The sequence below is a fragment of the Rheinheimera faecalis genome, assembly GCF_021290965.1.
Lineage (GTDB): Bacteria > Pseudomonadota > Gammaproteobacteria > Enterobacterales > Alteromonadaceae > Pararheinheimera > Pararheinheimera faecalis.
In genome coordinates, this window is sequence record NZ_JAJOYT010000003.1 from 404,847 (window position 1) to 425,408 (window position 20,562).

Annotated in this window: 20 protein-coding genes; 16 read left to right on the top strand and 4 right to left on the bottom strand. The window is 46.3% G+C overall.

The window, feature by feature from the left end:
- Positions 1 to 159 precede the first annotated feature (159 nt).
- The 11 genes from rpe to speD all read left to right on the top strand — a co-directional run bounded on the left by rpe (position 160) and on the right by speD (position 10,496).
- Complete coding sequence (rpe, locus tag LSG34_RS08125; protein WP_233008326.1) at positions 160 to 834, top strand: ribulose-phosphate 3-epimerase; 675 nt, start codon at positions 160 to 162, stop codon at positions 832 to 834.
- On the top strand, positions 834 to 1,517 hold the full coding sequence (locus tag LSG34_RS08130) for a phosphoglycolate phosphatase (protein WP_233008327.1): 684 nt from the start codon (positions 834 to 836) through the stop codon (positions 1,515 to 1,517). Before rpe ends, LSG34_RS08130 begins: the two co-directional genes overlap by 1 nt.
- Entirely contained in the window at positions 1,518 to 2,549 is a 1,032-nt protein-coding gene (gene trpS / locus LSG34_RS08135; RefSeq protein WP_233008328.1) for a tryptophan--tRNA ligase, read from the top strand.
- Between the two features lie 157 nt (positions 2,550 to 2,706).
- Positions 2,707 to 3,303, top strand: a complete 597-nt coding sequence (locus tag LSG34_RS08140; RefSeq protein ID WP_233008329.1) for an anthranilate synthase component II — start codon at positions 2,707 to 2,709, stop codon at positions 3,301 to 3,303.
- Positions 3,304 to 3,333: 30 nt separating this feature from the next.
- Complete coding sequence (locus LSG34_RS08145) at positions 3,334 to 4,449, top strand: HDOD domain-containing protein (RefSeq protein ID WP_233008330.1); 1,116 nt, start codon at positions 3,334 to 3,336, stop codon at positions 4,447 to 4,449.
- Between the two features lie 322 nt (positions 4,450 to 4,771).
- On the top strand, positions 4,772 to 5,989 hold the full coding sequence (locus LSG34_RS08150) for an aspartate aminotransferase family protein (protein ID WP_233008331.1): 1,218 nt from the start codon (positions 4,772 to 4,774) through the stop codon (positions 5,987 to 5,989).
- A 105-nt stretch (positions 5,990 to 6,094) separates the two neighbouring features.
- Positions 6,095 to 7,111 (top strand): arginine N-succinyltransferase, encoded by a 1,017-nt coding sequence (gene astA / locus LSG34_RS08155; RefSeq protein ID WP_233008332.1) that lies wholly within the window; start codon positions 6,095 to 6,097, stop codon positions 7,109 to 7,111.
- Positions 7,112 to 7,130: 19 nt separating this feature from the next.
- Positions 7,131 to 8,603, top strand: coding sequence for a succinylglutamate-semialdehyde dehydrogenase (gene astD / locus LSG34_RS08160; protein WP_233008333.1), 1,473 nt, complete (start codon positions 7,131 to 7,133; stop codon positions 8,601 to 8,603).
- A gap of 174 nt (positions 8,604 to 8,777) precedes the next feature.
- Positions 8,778 to 9,128 (top strand): DUF3802 family protein, encoded by a 351-nt coding sequence (locus LSG34_RS08165; protein WP_233008334.1) that lies wholly within the window; start codon positions 8,778 to 8,780, stop codon positions 9,126 to 9,128.
- Positions 9,129 to 9,197: 69 nt separating this feature from the next.
- Positions 9,198 to 9,626, top strand: a complete 429-nt coding sequence (locus LSG34_RS08170) for an OsmC family protein (RefSeq protein ID WP_233008335.1) — start codon at positions 9,198 to 9,200, stop codon at positions 9,624 to 9,626.
- Positions 9,627 to 9,689: 63 nt separating this feature from the next.
- The gene (speD, locus tag LSG34_RS08175) at positions 9,690 to 10,496 is read left to right on the top strand and encodes an adenosylmethionine decarboxylase (protein ID WP_233008336.1); all 807 of its coding nucleotides are present in this window, start codon (positions 9,690 to 9,692) and stop codon (positions 10,494 to 10,496) included.
- A gap of 62 nt (positions 10,497 to 10,558) precedes the next feature.
- Here the strand turns inward: speD and LSG34_RS08180 are convergent, their stop codons facing one another.
- Positions 10,559 to 11,452 (bottom strand): phosphoribulokinase, encoded by an 894-nt coding sequence (locus tag LSG34_RS08180; protein ID WP_233008337.1) that lies wholly within the window; start codon positions 11,450 to 11,452, stop codon positions 10,559 to 10,561.
- Between the two features lie 108 nt (positions 11,453 to 11,560).
- On the opposite strand from LSG34_RS08180, the gene LSG34_RS08185 reads away from it, so the two are divergent.
- Complete coding sequence (locus LSG34_RS08185) at positions 11,561 to 12,430, top strand: TolB-like translocation protein (RefSeq protein ID WP_233008338.1); 870 nt, start codon at positions 11,561 to 11,563, stop codon at positions 12,428 to 12,430.
- Here LSG34_RS08185 and LSG34_RS08190 read toward each other — a convergent pair.
- The 3 genes from LSG34_RS08190 to LSG34_RS08200 form a co-directional block, all read right to left on the bottom strand.
- A complete protein-coding gene (locus tag LSG34_RS08190; protein ID WP_233008339.1) occupies positions 12,427 to 14,205 on the bottom strand; it encodes an ExeM/NucH family extracellular endonuclease in 1,779 nt (592 codons plus the stop codon). The two genes, LSG34_RS08185 and LSG34_RS08190, sit on opposite strands and share 4 nt — an antisense overlap.
- Positions 14,206 to 14,448: 243 nt before the next feature.
- Positions 14,449 to 15,735: a phosphoribosylamine--glycine ligase gene (purD, locus tag LSG34_RS08195; RefSeq protein WP_233008340.1), complete on the bottom strand. Its 1,287-nt coding sequence runs from the start codon at positions 15,733 to 15,735 to the stop codon at positions 14,449 to 14,451.
- A gap of 74 nt (positions 15,736 to 15,809) precedes the next feature.
- Positions 15,810 to 16,634, bottom strand: a complete 825-nt coding sequence (locus LSG34_RS08200; RefSeq protein WP_233008341.1) for a class I SAM-dependent methyltransferase — start codon at positions 16,632 to 16,634, stop codon at positions 15,810 to 15,812.
- Between the two features lie 395 nt (positions 16,635 to 17,029).
- On the opposite strand from LSG34_RS08200, the gene trmJ reads away from it, so the two are divergent.
- The 4 genes from trmJ (at position 17,030) to LSG34_RS08220 (ending at position 20,420) form a co-directional block, all read left to right on the top strand.
- Complete coding sequence (trmJ, locus tag LSG34_RS08205; protein WP_233008342.1) at positions 17,030 to 17,752, top strand: tRNA (cytosine(32)/uridine(32)-2'-O)-methyltransferase TrmJ; 723 nt, start codon at positions 17,030 to 17,032, stop codon at positions 17,750 to 17,752.
- Between the two features lie 10 nt (positions 17,753 to 17,762).
- On the top strand, positions 17,763 to 18,572 hold the full coding sequence (cysE, locus tag LSG34_RS08210) for a serine O-acetyltransferase (RefSeq protein ID WP_233008343.1): 810 nt from the start codon (positions 17,763 to 17,765) through the stop codon (positions 18,570 to 18,572).
- A 131-nt stretch (positions 18,573 to 18,703) separates the two neighbouring features.
- Positions 18,704 to 19,186 (top strand): Fe-S cluster assembly transcriptional regulator IscR, encoded by a 483-nt coding sequence (gene iscR / locus LSG34_RS08215; RefSeq protein ID WP_233008344.1) that lies wholly within the window; start codon positions 18,704 to 18,706, stop codon positions 19,184 to 19,186.
- Between the two features lie 19 nt (positions 19,187 to 19,205).
- Positions 19,206 to 20,420 (top strand): IscS subfamily cysteine desulfurase, encoded by a 1,215-nt coding sequence (locus tag LSG34_RS08220; protein ID WP_233008345.1) that lies wholly within the window; start codon positions 19,206 to 19,208, stop codon positions 20,418 to 20,420.
- Positions 20,421 to 20,562: the final 142 nt, after the last annotated feature.

Consider the following 20,562-nt stretch of genomic DNA (forward strand, 5'->3'; position numbering starts at 1 on the left):
TGTTTAAATAGTATTACAGGGTTTTGTGATTTATGCGCAAAGTTGGTGCGTTGTTGCCTTTTTTTTGTGCAGGTGGGTCTTATCGACAAAGGTGATTTTTTCTTAACGATTCAGTAAAGTCTGGGCCTTGCTTCATCACAACAGCTTTTTGGAGATTAGATGCGCCAACCGAATTGGATTGCTCCGTCAATTTTATCTGCAGATTTCGCCCGTCTGGGGGAAGATGTCAGCCGTGTTTTAGCAGCCGGGGCAGACATAGTGCATTTTGATGTGATGGACAATCACTATGTGCCGAATCTTACTTTTGGCCCTATGATTTGCAGCGCTTTACGCAATTATGGTGTGACAGCTCCGGTGGACGTGCATCTGATGGTAGAAAATGTAGACAGTCTGGTGCCCGCTTTTGCGGAGGCTGGTGCTTCTATGATCAGTTTTCATCCTGAAGCGTCGAAACACGTCGACCGTACCTTGCAACTGATCCGTCAACACGGCTGTAAAGCTGGTCTGGTGTTTAATCCGGCCACGCCACTCACTTACTTAGACTATGTACTGGATAAAGTGGACTTAGTGTTGTTGATGTCGGTCAATCCAGGTTTTGGCGGTCAGTCATTTATTCCCGCTACCTTAAAGAAATTGCAGCAGGCGCGACAGATCATCGATCAAAGTGGTTTACCCATCCGGCTGGAAATTGATGGCGGTGTGAAGGTTGAAAATATCCGCGAGATAGCAGAAGCAGGCGCTGATACTTTTGTGGCAGGTTCTGCTATTTTCAGCCAGAGCGACTATCAAAACGTCATAGATCAAATGCGTGCAGAACTGGCCGGAGTGAATTAGTGCGGCCTTTCCAGTTCATAGCTTTTGATTTAGATGGCACTTTGGTCGACAGTGCCCCCGATATTTTACCCGCTTTAAATCAGATGTTGGCAAAGCTCGGTAAAGAGCAAGTCAGTCTGACGCAGGTTCAGCATTGGCTGGGTAACGGTATGGCCATGTTGATTAAAAGAGCACTAACAGGCGAGCTTCATCCGGCTCAATGGGATCCAGTACTGTTTGAGCAGGCTCAGCAGTTATTTATTGGTTTTTACCAACAAAGCAATGGCTCTGCGACCCGCTTGTTTGATCAGGTGCCTGAAGTGTTAGCGCAGTTAAGTCAGTTTTATCCATTGGCTCTGGTCACCAATAAACCCCGGCAATTCACAGAACCTTTGTTGCAGCACTTGGGTATTAAGCATCTTTTTAAAGCCCTCTGGTGTGCTGATGATGTGGCTAAAGCCAAACCTGAACCCGATATGCTGCTTGCGCTGGCAAAGCAGCAACAGCTGTTACCTGCGGATATTTTACTGGTAGGGGATTCCGAAAACGATATATTTGCTGCCCGCGCCGCTGGTATGCCTGTTATTGCGCTGAGCTACGGGTATAATCACGGCCAATCCATTGCGCATAGTCAACCGGATCTGGTGTTAGAGTGTTTTTCTCTGCTGCCAGATGCCATTTGTAGTTTAGAACAGGAAAGATAGATGTCAGAGTCAAAATCCATGATGCCAAAAGCAAAACCTATAGTCTTAAGTGGAGCTCAGCCTTCAGGTCAGCTCACCATAGGCAATTATCTGGGAGCTTTGCGCCAGTGGGACAGGATGCAGGACGACTACGATTGTTTGTACTGTATCGTGGATTTGCATGCTATCACTGTGCGTCAGGATCCTGCGGCACTACGTAATGCGTCGCTGGATAGTCTGGCCTTGTATCTGGCCTGTGGTATAGATCCAAACCGCTCCAGCGTCTTTATGCAATCTCACGTGCCGGAGCACAGCCAGCTAAACTGGATTTTAAACTGCTATACCCAGTTTGGCGAATTAAGCCGTATGACGCAGTTTAAAGATAAATCCGAGCGTCACAGCAATAACGTCAATGCGGGTTTATTTACTTATCCTGTGCTGATGGCGGCCGATATTCTGGTGTATAACGCGCATCAAATTCCGGTTGGTCATGATCAGAAACAACACCTGGAACTGGCTCGTGATATAGCCACACGTTTTAACGCACTGCATGGTGATATTTTTACTGTGCCAGAGCCTTATATTCCGGGCGTTGCAGCTCGCGTGATGAGTTTGCAGGAACCAACGAAAAAAATGTCCAAGTCGGATGAGAATCCCTGGAATTTTGTTGGTTTGCTGGAAGATCCAAAGATGATCAGCAAAAAATTCAAAAAGGCTATGACGGACTCAGAAGATCCACCTCGTGTCACTTATGATCTGGAAAACAAAGCAGGTGTTGCTAACCTGTTGAGTATCTTAAGTGGCGTCACAGGTAAGCCGATTGATAGTCTGGTGGCTGAGTACGAAGGCAAAATGTACGGTCACTTAAAAGGCGATGTGGCCGATGCCGTGATTGCGTTATTAGAACCTGTGCAGGCTAAATTCCATGAAATCCGTCAGGATCAGAGTCTGATGAATCAGGTATTAAAACAAGGTGCAGCAGAGGCAAGAGCCCGTGCTTCAGTCACGCTTGAGAAAGTCTATGACGCTGTAGGTTTTGTTTTACCTACCTAAACCCGTTGTACTTGAAGCCGCAGCTTTGTTGACTTCGTGTCCTCGCCCCAGTCACATAGGACAACTATGCTCCTGGGGTCTCGATCCCTTGTCGCCTCCCTGCAACTTCAATTACTTAGGGTTTGATTGATAATAATGCTGTAAAAGCCGGATTGTTATGATTTTATTGATAGATAATTACGATTCTTTTACCTACAATTTAGTTCAGTATTTTGCTGAATTAGGTGAGCAGGTGCTGGTGCGTCGTAATGATGAAATCAGCCTGACGCAAATAGCCGCCATCCGGCCTTCGTATCTGGTGATCTCACCTGGTCCTTGTAGTCCGGATCAGGCCGGTATTTCACTTGCCGCTATTCAGCATTTTGCCGGACAAATCCCGATATTAGGGGTTTGTTTAGGGCATCAGGCGATAGCTCAGGCTTTTGGTGCCAAAGTGGTTCGGGCTAAAACCGTGATGCATGGTAAAAACTCGCTGATCACTCATCGGGATCAAGGCCTGTTTAAAGGCTTAAATAATCCCTTGAGTGTGACACGCTACCACTCTTTAGTGGTTGATAAAGAGTCGGTGCCGGATGATTTTAGTATTGAGGCCTGGACTGAAGCAGACGAAGCGGAAATTATGGCGTTGTCGCATAAAAAGTTGCCTGTTTATGGGGTGCAATTTCATCCCGAAGCCATCTTAACTGAGCAAGGACATCAGTTATTACAGAATTTTCTGACATTGTGCAAAGGCCTGAACAATAATGATAAATAAGCTGTGTACACACACGAGTAAAGGGTAGTTATGTCTTTGTCTTCCTCCTCACTGGAGCAATTGTTTATTGATAATCTGATTGGTGTTGACCCTAATCAGAAACGTTTACGTTATTTAAAAAATCAGCAGCAAGAAACTGATGGCCGTCAGATGCTGGAAGTGGAACGTAAAGCACTGGAAGCACGCCAGTCCGGTGAGAATGCCAAAAAAATCTTCCTCGATTTTACTCAGGCTCACTTGCATGATGAAGTTGCCCAAGAGCTAATGCAGCGCCTGAGCAGTATTGAAGTCATTAGTAGTTCATTGTTTGATTTAGGGCCAAACTTTCCACCACTCTTAGATGCTTTAAGCGCAAAAGCTGTGACGTTAAACCAGCTGGATCCGCTGATCAGCAATGTAGAATGGCTAAAAGAAGATGTGCTGCGTTTAGTCAATCAGCCGCGCTATCGCAACAAAACCAGCTCCGGCAATATGGTGAAAGATATTAAAACCGCATTGCGTTTTTTAGGGGTGGAAGCGCTGCAGTCTTTGGTGCCTGTTTATGCGTTTCGCCACTGTATCCCACATTCAACCGATCCTTTTGTGCAGTTTAAAGTAAAAATCTGGGATTACTCTTTAGCCACTGCTTTGGCGGCCCGTGCTATTGCTGATTCACAAGGTTTGAATGGCTTTGTGGCTTTTTGTGCTGCTATGTTCCAGACCATGGGCAATATGGTGGTGATCCGCAACTACCTGCGCAGTTATGCTCAGGTAAAACGTGCTGAATTGTTGCGTGCCCGTGATGCCCGCGATAATGAATTGACGGATGCTCTGGAAGCTTTAGACGCTGACGCTGGTTTCTTATCCAGCAGCATTGAAGAGTTTGCTGGCATCATCAGTGCCGATCTAATTGCCCGCTGGCAACTGAAACGTATGCCACTGGCTGCTATTCTGGACCAAATTGTTGATGAAACTCCATTAAGCAGTTGCACGGATTTAACCCGTGTTGTTAAACAAGCCAATACCTATGTGCAGGTGAAGTTTTTAATTCAGGAGCAACGCATTGATGTGGATGATGCGAATAAAGCGCTGAATGAGGCTGGTGTTCACAATGAGATGCGCAAAATGTTGTCTCAGATTGACCTGAAAAAGCTGTCTTTTGAATAATTTCAAAAAAATTAGTCAATAAACATGCAGTTTTTTTCGACAGTACTTCTGCCACACTAAAAAACAAAGCAGATCAACAGGGCTATTCGTTGCTTGATGTTTTTCTGCTCTGTTTCCTCACTGAAGCTAATAACTAGTTATTCACATCCTATGCAAAACTATCTGAAAGCCTTATTTTTCAAGGCTTTTAGAGGTTTTGACAGCAAGACTTTTCATTTTTTATCTGTAATAATGCGGTGAAACATCATTTTCCGTCCGTCGTTTTTTTGCTGAAAAACCAGCCAGAGCAAACTGCGGACTTTTATTGCAGCAGAGGTAAAAAATGGCAGAACATATTCAGGTCACCCGTGCACTTTTTGATGAAGTGATGGTTCCAAACTATGCACCGGCAGCTATTATTCCGGTCCGTGGTCAGGGCTCTCGTGTCTGGGATCAGGCGGGTCGTGAATACGTTGATTTTGCAGGTGGTATAGCGGTGAATGCCTTAGGTCATTGCCATCCGGCTTTAGTTGCCGCCTTAAAAGAACAAGCCGATAAGTTATGGCATTTAAGCAATGTAATGACCAATGAGCCTGCTTTGCGTCTGGCACAAAAATTAGTCGACAGCACCTTTGCAGAAAAAGTCTATTTTGCCAACTCAGGTGCTGAAGCCAACGAAGCCGCATTAAAGCTGGCCCGTCGTTGGGCTTTAGATAAGTTTGGGGCGCAAAAGCAACAAATTATCTCTTTTGGCAAAAGTTTCCATGGTCGTACTTTTTTCACTGTGACAGTGGGTGGCCAGGCTGCCTATTCCGATGGTTTTGGTCCTAAACCTGGTGGCATTGATCATGCTGAATACAATAACCTCGAAAGCCTCAAAGCACTGATGTCAGATAACACTTGTGCTGTGATTTTAGAACCAGTTCAGGGCGAAGGCGGCATTATTCCGGGCGATCTGGCCTTCCTGCAAGGCGTGCGTGATTTATGTAATCAATTTAATGCACTGATGATTTACGATGAAGTGCAATCTGGTGTAGGCCGTACCGGTAAATTGTATGCCTACATGCACAGCAATGTAGTGCCTGACATTCTGACTACAGCTAAATCTTTAGGCGGTGGTTTCCCTGTGGGCGCTATGTTAACCACTACTGAGATTGCCAGTCATTTAAAAGTAGGCACTCATGGCAGTACTTATGGTGGCAACCCGCTGGCTTGTGCTGTAGCTGAAGCTGCTTTAGATACCATCAACCAGCCGGAAGTATTAAATGGCGTACTGGAGCGGGAACAACTGTTCCGCCGTGAACTAGCTGCTATTAACGAAAAACACAATGTATTCAGTACAGTGCGTGGTCAGGGCATGTTGCTGGGTGCTGTATTAAACGATGAGTTTAAAGGTCGTTCACGTGACTTTTTCCTGGCTTGTGCCGATCAGGGTTTGTTTGCTTTGGTTGCAGGCCCGGATGTTATTCGTTTCGCTCCTTCGTTAGTGATCCCTGAAGCAGACATTATCGAAGGTTTTAAACGTTTTGAAAAAGCCGTAGCACAAGTGAAACAAGGCTGAATTTTGCCTTTTTACCTTGTCTAACTCTATAAAATAAAAAATAAAGCAAAAATTGAAGCGCCTTTTAAAAGGCGCTCTGAAGCAAACTAACTGGAGTAAGCGACTATGATGGTCATTCGCCCAATCCGAGCCGAAGATTATGCCGAGCTGTACGACATTGCTGTCGAATCAGGTCATGGCTTTACTTCGTTGCCCGTCAATGATGAGTTGTTACAACGTAAGATCAGCCGATCAGAAGCCTCCTTTGCCAAAAAGGTCGAGAAGCCAGGTGATGAAGGTTATCTGTTTGTACTGGAAGACCCTGAAACCGGTGCTGTTGTTGGCACCAGTGCTATCGAAGCCGCTGTGGGGCTGGAAGATGCGTTTTATCATTACCATTTAGGTAAAGTGGTGCATACCTCCCGCGCATTAGGTGTCTACAACCCTGTAGATATTCTGACGTTGTGTAATGACTACACAGGAGTGTCAGAGCTTTGTACTTTGTTTTTACGCGAGTCGAGCCGTAAGAAAAACAATGGTCGTTTGCTATCGAAGTTCCGCTTTTTGTTTATCGCCGAATTCCGTTCGCGTTTTGCTGACAGGGTCATTGCAGAAATGCGTGGTGTGTCGGATGAAGATGGTCACTCGCCGTTTTGGAAATGGCTGCAGGACAGCTTCTTTTCAGTCGATTTCCCCACAGCTGACTACCTGACAGGTATAGGCCAGAAGGTGTTTATTGCTGAGCTGATGCCAAAATATCCGATTTACGTCACCTTATTAAGCAAAGAAGCTCAGGCAGTGATTGGCAAAGTGCACGAAAAAACCCGTCCGGCTTTAGCTTTACTGCAATCTGAAGGCTTTTCCAATACAGGTTATGTCGATATTTTTGATGCTGGCCCTACTGTTGAAGCCAAAGTGGAGCATATCCGCAGTGTGCGTGGCAGTCGTAAGCTGCAAGTTCAGATTGGTACTGTCACAGGTGGTCAATCCTATATGGTGTCAAACACCAAACTGGAAGACTTCAGAGCGACCTGGCTTTATCTGCAACTGGAAGAAGACAGCACCCAGGTGATCTTACCTCCGGAATGTGCTGATTTATTGCAGGTAACGAACGGCGACTGGGTGCGCTTAGCCCGGATTTAATCTTTAAGGGACCAGGAACATGACAGAACTCGCAGTGCAATTTATCAATGGCCAGTGGCAACAAGGCGCGGGCCAGTTATTCAGTTCATTAAACCCGGCGAAACAGCAGGTGATATGGCAAGGCCGGAGTGCTGATGCGACTCAGGTTAGCAGTGCTATTGAGGCCGCCAGAGCCGCTTTTGAACACTGGAGTGAATTAAGTTTTGATGAACGTTTAGACATAGCACGCGCTTTTGCCGCGCAACTGACTGAACACAAAGAAGAGTTCGCTTTATGTATAGCCGAAGAAACAGGTAAGCCGTTGTGGGAAACCCGCACTGAAGTGGCGGCTATGATTGGTAAAATCGACATTTCTGCCCGGGCTTACCAGGAAAGAACAGGGGTGAAAGAAAACCCTATGCCACAAGGCAAAGCCTGGATCCGCCACAAGCCTCATGGTGTGGTGGCTGTGTTTGGTCCTTATAACTTTCCTGGCCATTTACCCAATGGTCATATAGTGCCAGCTTTACTGGCGGGTAACACAGTGGTGTTTAAACCGAGCGAGCTGACACCTAAAGTGGCAGAGCTGACTGTGCAGTTATGGCAAAAAGCAGGTTTACCTGCTGGAGTGCTGAACTTGCTGCAAGGCGAAATTGACACAGGCAAAGCCATTGCCAGTCATCCGGGCATTGATGGTTTATTTTTTACCGGCAGCTCTGGCACTGGTCATTATTTGCATCAGCAGTTTGCTGGTCAGCCGCATAAAATTCTGGCGTTGGAAATGGGCGGCAATAACCCTCTGATAGTACAGAAGGTCAAAGACATAGACGCAGCAGTGCATGACATTATCCAGTCGGCTTTTATTTCCGCCGGTCAACGTTGCACCTGTGCCCGTCGTTTGTATTTGCCTGTAGGTGAAGAAGGCGATGCGATACTGGCCCGTTTACTTGAAGTGACTAAGGCTCTGAAAGTGGGCTTGTATGATGACGCAGATCAGCCATTTATGGGCACATTAATTTCTGAAAAAGCCGCTTTAGGCATGCTCAAAGCGCAGCAGGATTTAATAGAACGTGGTGCTAAGGTGTTGTTGTCTATGCAACAACAGCCTCAAAGCCCGGCTATGTTAAGCCCTGGTATTCTGGATTGCAGCCTGGTAAATGATATGCCGGATGAAGAGCATTTTGGTCCGCTGTTAAAAGTATTCCGTTTTGTGGATTTCAGTGATGCAATTAACGCGGCCAATAACACCAGCTTTGGTTTGTCTGCAGGTTTATTGTCAGATGATGAAGAGCTGTATCAGCTGTTTTTCCGTAAAATCCGTGCTGGTATAGTCAACTGGAACAGACCTATCACAGGTGCCAGCTCTGCAGCTCCTTTTGGTGGCATAGGTGGCAGTGGCAATCACAGAGCCAGCGCTTATTATGCGGCAGATTATTGTGCTTATCCTGTCGCTTCTGTGGAGCTGGAACAATTACAGCTTCCTGCGCAGCTGTCGCCGGGTTTACACTTCTGATCCCGGTAAAAGCTGTTTTTTAGTTTTATTTCAATCGGGGCTATGCCCCGATTTGTTTTATGAAAAAAAATTTGCTTAAATGACACTCACTTAACGTCAACTTGTCTGGGCTTTTGTGCCATGCTCAGATAAAGTCCAGTATCCAGTGTTGTGCACTATAGGTGTCCTTTTTGTATGGTAACTGATAAACCCGGCTATGAGCATCTGATCCAGTTTTTGACGGAGCATTTGTCGCTGTTCGAACAACGAGGCCCTGTCGTCGCTGGAGCTAAAACTCTGGGTGAAGTGCTGGAAGAGTCCATTGCTGAACAAATTATCCAACTCTGTACTCAGCATACCGAACTGGAAATGAACCATCGCAGCATGATAGTGCGTGAAGTGGATGGCATTTTGTATGACTTCCAGGAAGTTCTGGCTTCTGTGCTGGAAGAGCCCGCCACAGCACAACAAACTGAGCTTATTCAGGAAATATCATTGTTGATCAAAAACCTGTTTGATACCGCTATTGCAGCTTTGATGGATTAATCTTAACTAGCCTCATCTGACTGTTTTCCGTAAAATAGCCATTCTTTAATACGGACAACAGGATCTCCTATGCAAGCCAGCGTAAAATGGGCCGGTGACCAGACCTTTATTGGTCGTTCTGACAGCGGCCACAATGTGGTATTTGATGCTCATAAAGAAGGCAGCGCTGCGCCTAGCCCTATGGAAATGGTGCTGATGGCAGCTGGTGCCTGTTCTTCGGTTGACGTGGTCAGTATTTTGCAAAAAGCCAGACAGCAAGTCACGGATTGTGAAGTGATTTTAACGGGCGAGCGTGTAGAAACCATACCTCGTGTTTTCAGTAAAATTCATCTGCATTTTGTCGTAACTGGTTTTGATGTCAGCGAAAAACACGTGGAAAAAGCGGTGAATCTGTCGGCTGAGAAATATTGTTCAGTTTCTATCATGTTGTCACAAAGTGTCGAAGTGACGCATTCTTTTAGTGTGAAACAATCCGAAGTACAGCCAGCGGCTGAATAAGGATTGCATAGGTGCTGTTGTTCTATACCGGACCAGAGTGCCGACTATTGAGGTAAAGAAGACGTGGTTAAACCTTTTGAAAAACTAAGACTGCATGGTTTTAATAACCTGACCAAGAGCCTGAGTTTCAGCATTTACGATATCTGTTATGCCCAGACTGAGCAGCACCGTCAGGAATATATTTCCTATATAGACGAGCAATACAATGCCGACCGCCTGACCGATATTCTGAGTGAAGTAGTGGATATTATCGGCGCTAACATTTTAAATATTGCCAGGCAGGATTACGACCCACAAGGCGCCAGCGTGACTATTCTGGTTTGTGAAGAACCTATTGAAGGCTCACCGGACAACTCAGAAAACCCGGGCCCATTGCCGGATTCTGTGGTGGCTCACTTGGATAAAAGTCATATTTGTGTGCATACCTACCCTGAAGTGCATCCACAGGATGGCATCTGTACCTTCCGTGCTGATATTGAAGTCTCAACTTGTGGTTTAATTTCGCCACTGAAGGCGCTGAATTTCCTGATCCACAGCTTTGAGTCAGACATAGTGACCATAGATTACCGGGTGCGTGGTTTTACCCGTGATGTGAAGGGTGTCAAACACTACATAGACCATCCTATTCATTCGATTCAGAATTTTATGGACGAGCAGACTAAAAATGCTTTCCAGATGGTGGATGTGAATGTGTATCAGGAAAACCTGTTCCACACAAAAATGATGCTCAAAGAGTATGACTTGAACAACTATCTGTTTGGTACTGGTGTCGGTGAGCTGGATGACGTTGAGCGCAAAGCCATCAACAAAAAAGTGAAACGCGAAATGCGGGAAATCTTTTACGGCCGCAATTTACCGGAAATGGAATAAGATATAAAAATGGGGTCAGATCATATTATTTGCTTGGCAAATAATATGATCTGACCCCATTTTTATTCCAACCAGTTAATCTGCCCCCTGGCCTGACGTCTTTTAATAATCAGCTGCTCGACCAATGGCGTTAAAATCAGCTCCATGGCTAAATTCATTTTCCCGCCAGGCACCACCAATGTATTAACCCGCGACATAAAAGCACCGTTGATCATTTGCAGGTAATAAGGGAAGTCGACATGTTTAATGCCGCGAAAACGGATCACCACAAAGCTCTCATCTAATGACGGAATATCTTTGGCACTGAATGGGTTCGAGGTATCGACAGTAGGCACGCGCTGAAAGTTGATATGAGTGCGGGAAAACTGTGGAGTGATCTGATTCACATAATCATCCATGCTGCGCACTATGCTCGACATCACAGCTTCGCGGCTGTGGCCACGCTCTGATGTGTCACGGATGATTTTCTGGATCCATTCTAAGTTAACTATAGGCACCATGCCGATCAGCAAATCCACATGCTGAGCCACATTGTTTTGTTCTGTTACCACACCACCGTGTAATCCTTCATAAAACAACAAATCTGTATTGGGTCTTAAATCCTGCCAGGGCGTAAAAGTGCCTGGCAGTTGGTTATAAGGCACAGCTTCATCAAAGGTATGTAAATACTGCCGCACTTTGCCTGTGCCTGTTTCGGCATAACTTGAGAATAGCGATTCTAAAGCGGCAAAGTCGTTGGCTTCGGCGCCAAAGTAGCTGATATGTTTGCCTTTCTCTTTAGCCTTACGTACTTCCAGATCCATTTCTGGTCTGCTGTATTTGTGAAAACAGTCGCCAGTAACAAAACCTGCATCAATACCAAGGCTGCGGAATATATGCGAAAAGGCACTCATGGTAGTCGTAGTGCCAGCACCTGAAGAACCTGTGACCGCAATAATAGGGTTTTTGTGAGACATAAAAAGCCAGGTTGAGTTGATTGTCAGCCGACTACCATAAAGGATAAAGTAAGGTCACTGCAAGCACAGTAATGAAGCTGCTGCTGATAAACAAAGAAGGATCATCAAGTGCGACTACTTTCTGTTGCTTTGGCTGTTATGGCTTTGCCAGTGGCAGCAGCCTTGCCACAATACAATTTATATCTGACTGATGTATCAAAAGATTTATCTGTGTCTAACAGCATAAAAATAAATGAAACTCCAACCTATATCAACCAGCCAGCTTTTAGTAGTGATGGGAAAAGCTTATTTTTTACGCTGGAGCAGGGCAAAGATGCAGCAGTGCAAACCGATATTGGGCGTTATCATATCGCTGATAAAAAACAGGATTTGCTGACGAAAACAGCCTTAAGTGAATATTCACCGACTTTATTGTCTGATGGTTCAGGTGTCTCTGTGGTGGTGGTAGAAGCGGATCAAACACAACGCTTATGGAAAGTGGACTGGCAGGGCAACACCAGTTTGCTCAAAGCCGATCCTAAAGGGGTGGGTTATCATGCATGGGGACCCGATCAGGATCTGTTGTTGTTTATTCTTGGCGATAAAGAAGACAACCATACAGTGCGTTATCTGGATAAAAACGGCAAGCTGACGACGCTGGCGACAGGTGTAGGCCGGGCTTTAAGCTGGCAGCCGGGCACTCAAAAAGCTTATTACACAGAGGCAAAGGATAATCAGCTGTATTTAAGTGTTTATGATGTAAAGACGAAAACAGCCACTGCAACTGAACTGGCGCTGCCGGCGGGTGGCCAGGATTTAGTCTGGTGGTCAGCAGATACTTTACTGGTGTCTGCCGGTACGAAAATTTATCAGTGGCAAGCTACAGGCAAGCAAGGCTGGACTTTGTGGTTAGATTTATCCAAAGAATGCGGCACTGAAATTAGCCGTTTTGCGCTCAATAAAGAGCGCAACCAGCTTGCTTTTGTTTGTAAGGCTTAAAACTTAAAGTCAATCAGCACCGGGTCGTGATCCGATGAGCGGAATGGATCCGGTGCATACAAGTTTTGTTGCTGAGCTTTTGATTTAAATTCTGTGTTGTAATCCAAAACAGCTGGCTCGTCTGCATTGATATTCCAGTGCTGGAACACCATCAGCTGTTTCGCCATGCTTTTGCTGGCAAGGGCATGGTCTAAAGAGCCGGTGCGACCTTTGTAGACATAAGAATAATGACCCGCTTCACCAGCTGGCGCTAAATGCACCCAACCTGCTTGTTCCAGAGCATACACAGGGTCTTCCTGACGGTAGGCATTTAAATCACCAATCACCAGCTGATGCGGCGTATTGACGCCTGTAGGTTGAGTCTGCAACCAGGCGGTTAATGCTTTAGCCGCCTCAACACGGGATTGATTCCAGCAACCCTGGCCATCTTTGTTATCACTATTCGCCTTGTCCAGTGCGCTGCTTTGCTGTTCAGGACAACTGCCTTTGGATTTAAAGTGATTAATACTGACGGTAAAGGTTGTTGAAGCTGTTTTTGCTTTAAAGCTCTGCGCTAAAGGTGCACGTGAACCATAAGCAAATGGCCCTTCAGCTGTGACCGCAGCTTTACCTGCTTCCGTTACTTTTTGCTGGTTATAGATAATGGCTACTTTAATCGCATCATTACCCTGAGAGCTCTCTGGTTTTACAAAGGCATAGCGCTCTTCACCTAAAGCTTTATTCAGCTCACGCACCAGAGTGGCCAAAGCACTTCGCTCGTCAAAACCATTATTTTCTACTTCCAACAAACCTATCACATCAGCGTCCATGCGGGATAAAGCCGCTATCATTTTTGCTTGCTGGCGCTGTAGCTCATTGGCATTTGTAGCGCCACGGCGCGTTGGGAAAGGATTGGCAGCGGTTTCACCGGTAAAAAAGTTCAGCACATTAAAACTGGCAACCCGGATATGATCGGCAGCTTTGGCTTTAGGAGCTTCGGTTCTTGCATTACTGGCTTCAAAATCAGGCACTTGTGCCGCCACTAAACGATAACCTTGTTTGGTTTCAATCAGATAACCCTGCAGGTTTTTTACTGTGTCACCCACCCGCACAGTATTCTTGGCCGATAAATTGCCGTCAGGGAAAATCACAGGGTCTGGATTTTGTTTAAAAATACCATCGTCCAATGTTAGCTCGCCTAAACGCTGTTGCTGCTCAAAGTGAGTAGCCGCTTGGCCTGGTCGGTATAATTCAGTCGCAACCCAGAGTCTTTTATCGGCCAGCAACAGCTCGCCATACCGCGACAAGCCGTAACTGTCATTGACGACTAACTGCTGAGGAAAAGACAGATACTGGCCTTCCAAAGCTTCCCAGTCTTGCCTGGACTGCACTGGTAATTTGGCTACCACAGGTGTTGGTTTAGCTTGTTGGCCGCAGACCGAGCTGGTGACGTCCACCAAAGCTGTCATACCATTGAGTTCAGCGACTTTACCTGTTACTTCAATCTGCTCACCTGGCTTTATTTTTTGTACCAGCTTTTTGTCAGCAATAAATAAAGCTTCGCTGGTTTTTGGATTGTTGTCTGGAGTCAGGCTTTGCAACAAAACACCAGCTGCTTTGCTATCCGGATAAAGCAGGGCAGTCACTACACCTGATGTAGACACAGTTTTGTTGAGCAGCGGGCTTTGTTTAACATCGCCTTGAATTGCTGCTATAGGAGTTTGTGTCTGACATGCAGCAGAAACACCAAATGAACCAGTGGCCAGCACCAGTAAGGTAAATACAGAGAGTTTCATTAAAAGCGTCCTTGGGTACAAATACATAAGTACAGATGCGTACAGCCTAAGGCACTCAGAAAAATCTACAAGGGTAAATCGTTGAATTTCGTATGAAATTGCTGTGAATGGCGGTGAAAGAAAAAATTGCCCGGAGCAATTTTTAACATTGGAGCGCAGCGACGATGACCCGAAGGGGGAGCGCCATGGATGGCAGCGAATAATAAAGGCGCCGAACGGCGCCTTAGAAATAAACTAATACCTTTAATTCTTTTCGCGGGCGATGGCGCGATAGCCTATATCACGGCGGCTGAATACGCCGTCCCACTGCACCTTATCTGTCAGCTCGTACGCTGCTTTTTGTGCAGCAGTGACATTGGCGCCTAAAGCTGTGGCACACAATACGCGACCACCGGCCGTCAGTACCTGACCGTCTTTTAATACAGTGCCAGCATGGAATACTTTCGCTTCACGGCTGTCTTCTGTAGGTAAACCAGAAATCACATCACCTTTGCGGTAATCATCCGGATAACCACCAGCAGCCAGCACTACGCCAACAGCGGCACGGCTGTCGAATTTAATCTCTTGCTGGGCTAATTTGCCTTCCACAGCAGCCTGACACAGCTCAACTAAGTCGGACTGTAAACGCATCATGATAGGCTGAGTTTCAGGGTCACCAAAACGGCAGTTAAATTCCAGTACTTTACAGGTGCCATCTGGCGATACCATCAAACCTGCATAGAGGAAACCTGTGTAGATATGACCTTCAGACGCCATCCCATTGACTGTTGGGTAAATTACATTTTGCATGACCCAATCATGGACAGCAGGAGTCACAACTGGCGCCGGGGAATAAGCACCCATACCACCGGTATTTGGACCTTTGTCGCCATCATCACGGGCTTTGTGATCCTGAGACGAAGCAAAAGCTAATGCATGGGTTCCGTCGACCATCACAATAAAGGAGGCTTCTTCACCTGTTAAAAACTCTTCAATCACCACACGGCTGCCAGCTGAACCAAACTTGTTACCAGCAAGCATATCGTCAATGGCTGCAAAAGCTTCAGCTTCAGTCTGGGCGATAATAACGCCTTTGCCTGCAGCTAAACCATCGGCCTTGATCACTATAGGAGTGCCATTGGCTTTGACATAAGCTTTGGCCGGTTCAATCTCTGTAAAGTTAGCGTAAGACGCAGTTGGAATTTTATGACGGGCTAAAAAGTCTTTGGCAAAAGCTTTGGAGCTTTCTAACTGAGCAGAGGCCTGAGTTGGGCCAAAAATAGCTAAGCCTTGCTGACGGAAGGTATCAACCACACCTTTGGCCAGTGGGGCTTCAGGACCCACTATAGTCAAAGCTATGCCTTCGCTTTTGGCAAAAGCGGTCAGTGCTGGCACATCGTCTGCTGCAATAGCCACATTGGTCAGATTGGCTTCGAGCGCAGTACCTGCGTTGCCCGGAGCTACAAAGACTTGTGTCACATGAGCCGATTGTGCTGCTTTCCATGCCAGAGCATGTTCACGACCACCACCACCTATCACTAATACTTTCATCGTCAGTCTCGCCTCAATCAAAAACTAAAAATATCAAAAACTAAAAAATCAGTGTTACTAAAACAAACAGCAGCCTATTTGGCTGCTGGTTTGCGGAATTTCAGAGTCATACGGTCACTTTCACCAATGGCCAGATACTTGTCTTTGTCCTGCTCTTTTTGTGACAGAGTCGGAGGCAAAGTCCAGACACCACCCGGGTGATCCGCTGTATCTTTTGGATTGGCGTTTATTTCGCTGCTCTCTTCTAAGACAAAACCAGCTTTTTGTGCCAACTCAACGGCAAGACTTTGCGGGAAGTAACCTGACTTTAACCAGTCGGCTGTCTTTTTATCTTCTGGTAAACGGTGTTCCACTACACCTAATACACCACCCGGTTTTAAAGCTGCATAAAAGGAAGCAAAAGCATCGATCATGCCTTGTTCACCTTTTTGCATATACCAGTTATGCAGGTTACGGAAGGTCAGTACCACATCTGCGCTGTTCGCTGGTGCTACTTGTTGATTAGGTAACGGAGAGAATTCTGTGACTACGACCTGGGAGTAAGCATCATTGGCAGCCAGCTTCTCTTTAAATGCTTTGAGGTTGCGTGTTGCGTATTCTGAGGTACTGTTGGCCGGGAAATGAGCCGCGTAGTACTTGCCTTCTTTGGCCAGTAACGGAGCCAGAATTTCGGTGTACCAGCCACCGCCAGGGGATATTTCAACTAGTGTGCTTTGTGGTGTCACCCCAAAAAAACTTAAAGTTTCAACTGGATGTCTGTATTGGTCGCGCGCTTTATTGGCTTCAGTACGGGCTGGATTTTGTACCGCCTGCTGTAAAGCTGTGGTATCGGTGTTTGCAAAAGAAAACTGGCTAAGCACTAAACTGGATACTAAAACGAATTGCGATAACGCCTTCATAACACGATCCTTCTGAGTTAAAAACCTGCGCTAGTGTAACAAAGCACAACATCTTTTGCAGTTACAAATCACCAGTGGCGATATTTGTGGGATAGATAGCCTTCGTACTTGAAGCTGCAGCTTTGTTGCCTGCGTGCTTTCGCCCCAGTCACATAGGTAAACTATGCTCCTGGGGTCTCAATTACTTGTCGCCGCCCTGCAACTCCAATTACTTTGGCCATAAGATGGGTTTCTCACGCGTCGAATTTTAGATGGCTGGACTGCCAAATTTCAATCAACAAAATTTTTACGCTGTGATAAAATGCCGCCCCTTGAATTTTTACGCTGGGTGGCCCTGCTGAAGATGACTTCAGAACAGCGGCAGCCTTATCGCCAAAGCATTAGCTGGAGTGGGCATGTTAGAGCATATCCGTATTGTCTTAGTGGGTACTTCTCATACCGGAAATATAGGTTCAGTTGCCCGCGCCATGAAAACTATGGGTCTGAGCAAGCTGGTGCTGGTTTCACCAAAAGAATTACCAGACGGTCAGGCTTATGCCTTATCTGCTGGTGCCAGTGATATTTTAGCTAATGCGCAAGTAGTGGACACTTTAGAACAGGCCATATTCGATTGTGGTTTAGTGGTAGGCAGCAGTGCCCGTTCCCGCACTTTATCCTGGCCTATGCTGGAGCCGCGTGAATGTGGCGAAAAAGCTGTGCTGGAAGCCACACAAAAACCAGTGGCATTGGTATTTGGCCGTGAAAACAATGGCCTTACCAATGAAGAGCTGCAAATGTGTAACTACCATGTTTGTATTCCTGCCAATCCTGAATACAGCTCCTTGAATTTAGCTATGGCAGTCCAAATTATCGCTTATGAAGTTCGGGTGGCCTTTTTAGCGCAGCAGGATAAAACCCCTGAAGCGGATTTAACTCTGTATCCGGAAATTGACCAGATGGAGAAGTTTTATGTTCATCTGGAGCAAACTCTTAGCGACACAGGTTTTATCATTAAGCAGCACCCAGGCATTGTGATGGCTCGTCTGCGCCGGTTATTTGCCCGTTCCAGACCTGATGATCAAGAATTGAATATTTTGCGTGGCATTCTGGCCTCGATTCAACGCACCACCAAGCAATAGGATTTGTAAGATGTTTGCAGGTATCAAAGAAGACATTAAAAGTGTGTTCGAGCGGGACCCGGCGGCGCGCAGTGCTTTTGAAGTACTGACTAACTATCCTGGTTTACATGCCATCTGGTGGCATCGGATGAACCATCGTCTATGGAAAGCGAACTGGAAATGGCTAGCGCGTTTTTTAAGCACCATAGCCCGTTGGTTAACCGGGGTTGAAATTCATCCTGGCGCCAAAATTGGCCGTCGTTTTTTTATCGACCATGGTATGGGTGTAGTGATAGGTGAAACCGCCGAAATAGGTGATGACGTCACTTTGTACCATGGTGTGACTTTAGGTGGTACCAGCTGGAACCCGGGTAAACGTCACCCAACTTTAGGCAATGGTGTAGTGATAGGTGCTGGCGCCAAAGTACTAGGGCCTTTGTATGTCGGTGAATGTGCCCGTATTGGTTCAAATGCCGTGGTGGTGAAAGATGTGCCGGCAGGTGCGACTGTGGTGGGTATTCCTGGCCGTATTGTCGCCAAACAAGATATGGCGCTGACTGAGCAACGTCAGCAAATGGCGAAAAAGTTTGGTTTTGATGCCTATGCTGTCTCCAGCGATAACCCGGATCCAGTTGCCAATGCGATGGGCCGGATGCTGGATCATATGCACTTTCTGGATAACAAAGTGACGGAGCTGTGCCAAAGCGTCAACAAGCTTGGTGGCAACGTCTGCGACATAGTGCCGGAAATTGCTATTGAAGATGAAGCTTTTATTCAGGCAGAGCGTGAAGCGGCTGAACATCGCAAAAAAGCTGTGGATGCTTTTGACCCGACTATTTAAGCAATTTGCGTGAATCATCGGAAAAAGAGTTGAACCTAAACGGATAATACCTGACTAAAACGGTAGGATTAATACTTGACTAAAACAGTCAAGAATGTACAATTTGCGCCATTCGTTTCAGGGAGTCCGTTATGCGTTTAACTTCAAAAGGCCGTTACGCTGTGACAGCTATGCTGGATGTTGCATTACATGCTGAGTCTGGCCCGGTATCATTGGCGGATATCTCTGAACGTCAGGGAATTTCCCTGTCTTACCTTGAACAGCTGTTTGCACGTTTACGCAAACAAGGTCTGGTCAGCAGCGTGCGTGGTCCAGGTGGTGGTTACCAACTGGGGTTAGATCCGATGCAAATATCGGTGTCTGCTGTGATCAGTGCGGTCGATGAGTCCGTAGATGCCACACGTTGTCAGGGTAAATCTGATTGTCAAAGCGGCGCTAAATGTTTAACCCACACTTTGTGGACAGACTTAAGCGATCGTATCGAAGACTTCCTCACCGGTATCACTTTAGGTGAACTGGTTCGCCAGAATGAAGTGAAAAAAGTGGCGAAACGGCAAGATGGCCGTGTGTTAAAAAATCCAGCAACTGAAATCGAAGTCAGTTGCCAGTTGTAGGCAAAAGCCGGAGCAAAAAATGAAGCTACCTATTTATCTAGATTATGCAGCCACAACCCCGGTTGATCCGCGGGTGGCCGAGAAATTGATGCAATTTTTGACTATGGACGGTTCCTTTGGTAATCCGGCGTCACGTTCGCACAAGTTCGGCTGGCAGGCAGAAGAAGCGGTAGAAATTGCCCGTGCGCAAATTGCCGAACTGGTCAACGCCGACCCACGTGAAATTGTATTCACTTCGGGCGCGACCGAATCAAACAACTTAGCTATTAAAGGCGCAGCGCAGTTTTACCATAAAAAAGGTAAACACCTGATCACCGTTAAAACTGAACACAAAGCTGTGCTGGATACCATGCGCTCTTTGGAACGTGAAGGTTTTGAAGTGACTTACCTGGATGTCGAAGCTAGTGGTTTAGTTGACTTAGACAAGTTAACTGCAGCTATCCGCCCAGATACCACTGTTATTAGCATTATGTTCGTCAACAACGAAATTGGTGTCATTCAGGATATCGCTGCTATTGGCGAGTTATGCCGCAGCAAAGGTATTATTTTCCACGTCGATGCGGCTCAGGCTACAGGCAAAGTGGATATAGATTTAGAGACCTTAAAAGTGGATCTGATGTCGTTCTCAGGCCACAAGACGTATGGTCCTAAAGGCATTGGCGCTTTGTATGTGCGTCGTAAGCCACGTATTCGTTTAGAAGCTCAGACGCACGGTGGTGGTCATGAGCGTGGTATGCGTTCAGGCACTTTAGCCACACACCAGATTGTGGCTATGGGTGAAGCTTTCCGTATTGCCAAAGAAGAAATGCACGCTGAGCGTGAACGTGTTGCTGTGTTACGTGACCGTCTGCTGGATGGTATTAAAGACATCGAACAGGTGTTTTTAAATGGTGATGCTGTGCAACGTGTGCCAGGTATTACCAACGTCAGCTTTAACTATGTTGAAGGTGAGTCCCTGATTATGGCGTTAAAAGACATTGCTGTATCTTCAGGTTCAGCTTGTACTTCAGCTAGTCTGGAACCTTCGTACGTATTACGTGCTTTAGGTTTAACCGACGAGCTGGCACACAGTTCTATTCGTTTCAGCATCGGCCGTTACACAACGGAAGAGCAAATTGATCACACCATTAAGATTGTGCATGACGCCATTGGTAAATTACGCGACATGTCACCTCTGTGGGAAATGTATAAAGACGGCGTGGATTTAGGCAGCGTAGCCTGGGTTGCACACTAAGTTAACAGCACCATTATTATCCCCAAAGTAATTGGAGTTGCAGCGAGGCGACAAGTGAGCGAGACCCATGAGCATAGTAGTCCTATGTGATTGGGCGAGAGAACGTAGTCAACAAAGCTGCAGTTTCAAGTACGAAGGGGAT

What these genes read in the sequence shown, in the direction of transcription:
- rpe (WP_233008326.1), top strand. Translation starts at nt 160, where the DNA reads ATGCGCCAACCGAATTGGATTGCTCCGTCAATTTTATCTGCAGATTTC.
- trpS (WP_233008328.1), top strand. Translation starts at nt 1,518, where the DNA reads ATGTCAGAGTCAAAATCCATGATGCCAAAAGCAAAACCTATAGTCTTA.
- LSG34_RS08140 (WP_233008329.1), top strand. Translation starts at nt 2,707, where the DNA reads ATGATTTTATTGATAGATAATTACGATTCTTTTACCTACAATTTAGTT.
- LSG34_RS08145 (WP_233008330.1), top strand. Translation starts at nt 3,334, where the DNA reads ATGTCTTTGTCTTCCTCCTCACTGGAGCAATTGTTTATTGATAATCTG.
- LSG34_RS08150 (WP_233008331.1), top strand. Translation starts at nt 4,772, where the DNA reads ATGGCAGAACATATTCAGGTCACCCGTGCACTTTTTGATGAAGTGATG.
- astA (WP_233008332.1), top strand. Translation starts at nt 6,095, where the DNA reads ATGATGGTCATTCGCCCAATCCGAGCCGAAGATTATGCCGAGCTGTAC.
- astD (WP_233008333.1), top strand. Translation starts at nt 7,131, where the DNA reads ATGACAGAACTCGCAGTGCAATTTATCAATGGCCAGTGGCAACAAGGC.
- LSG34_RS08165 (WP_233008334.1), top strand. Translation starts at nt 8,778, where the DNA reads ATGGTAACTGATAAACCCGGCTATGAGCATCTGATCCAGTTTTTGACG.
- LSG34_RS08170 (WP_233008335.1), top strand. Translation starts at nt 9,198, where the DNA reads ATGCAAGCCAGCGTAAAATGGGCCGGTGACCAGACCTTTATTGGTCGT.
- LSG34_RS08180 (WP_233008337.1), bottom strand. Translation starts at nt 11,452, where the DNA reads ATGTCTCACAAAAACCCTATTATTGCGGTCACAGGTTCTTCAGGTGCT.
- LSG34_RS08190 (WP_233008339.1), bottom strand. Translation starts at nt 14,205, where the DNA reads ATGAAACTCTCTGTATTTACCTTACTGGTGCTGGCCACTGGTTCATTT.
- purD (WP_233008340.1), bottom strand. Translation starts at nt 15,735, where the DNA reads ATGAAAGTATTAGTGATAGGTGGTGGTGGTCGTGAACATGCTCTGGCA.
- LSG34_RS08200 (WP_233008341.1), bottom strand. Translation starts at nt 16,634, where the DNA reads ATGAAGGCGTTATCGCAATTCGTTTTAGTATCCAGTTTAGTGCTTAGC.
- trmJ (WP_233008342.1), top strand. Translation starts at nt 17,030, where the DNA reads ATGTTAGAGCATATCCGTATTGTCTTAGTGGGTACTTCTCATACCGGA.
- cysE (WP_233008343.1), top strand. Translation starts at nt 17,763, where the DNA reads ATGTTTGCAGGTATCAAAGAAGACATTAAAAGTGTGTTCGAGCGGGAC.
- iscR (WP_233008344.1), top strand. Translation starts at nt 18,704, where the DNA reads ATGCGTTTAACTTCAAAAGGCCGTTACGCTGTGACAGCTATGCTGGAT.
- LSG34_RS08220 (WP_233008345.1), top strand. Translation starts at nt 19,206, where the DNA reads ATGAAGCTACCTATTTATCTAGATTATGCAGCCACAACCCCGGTTGAT.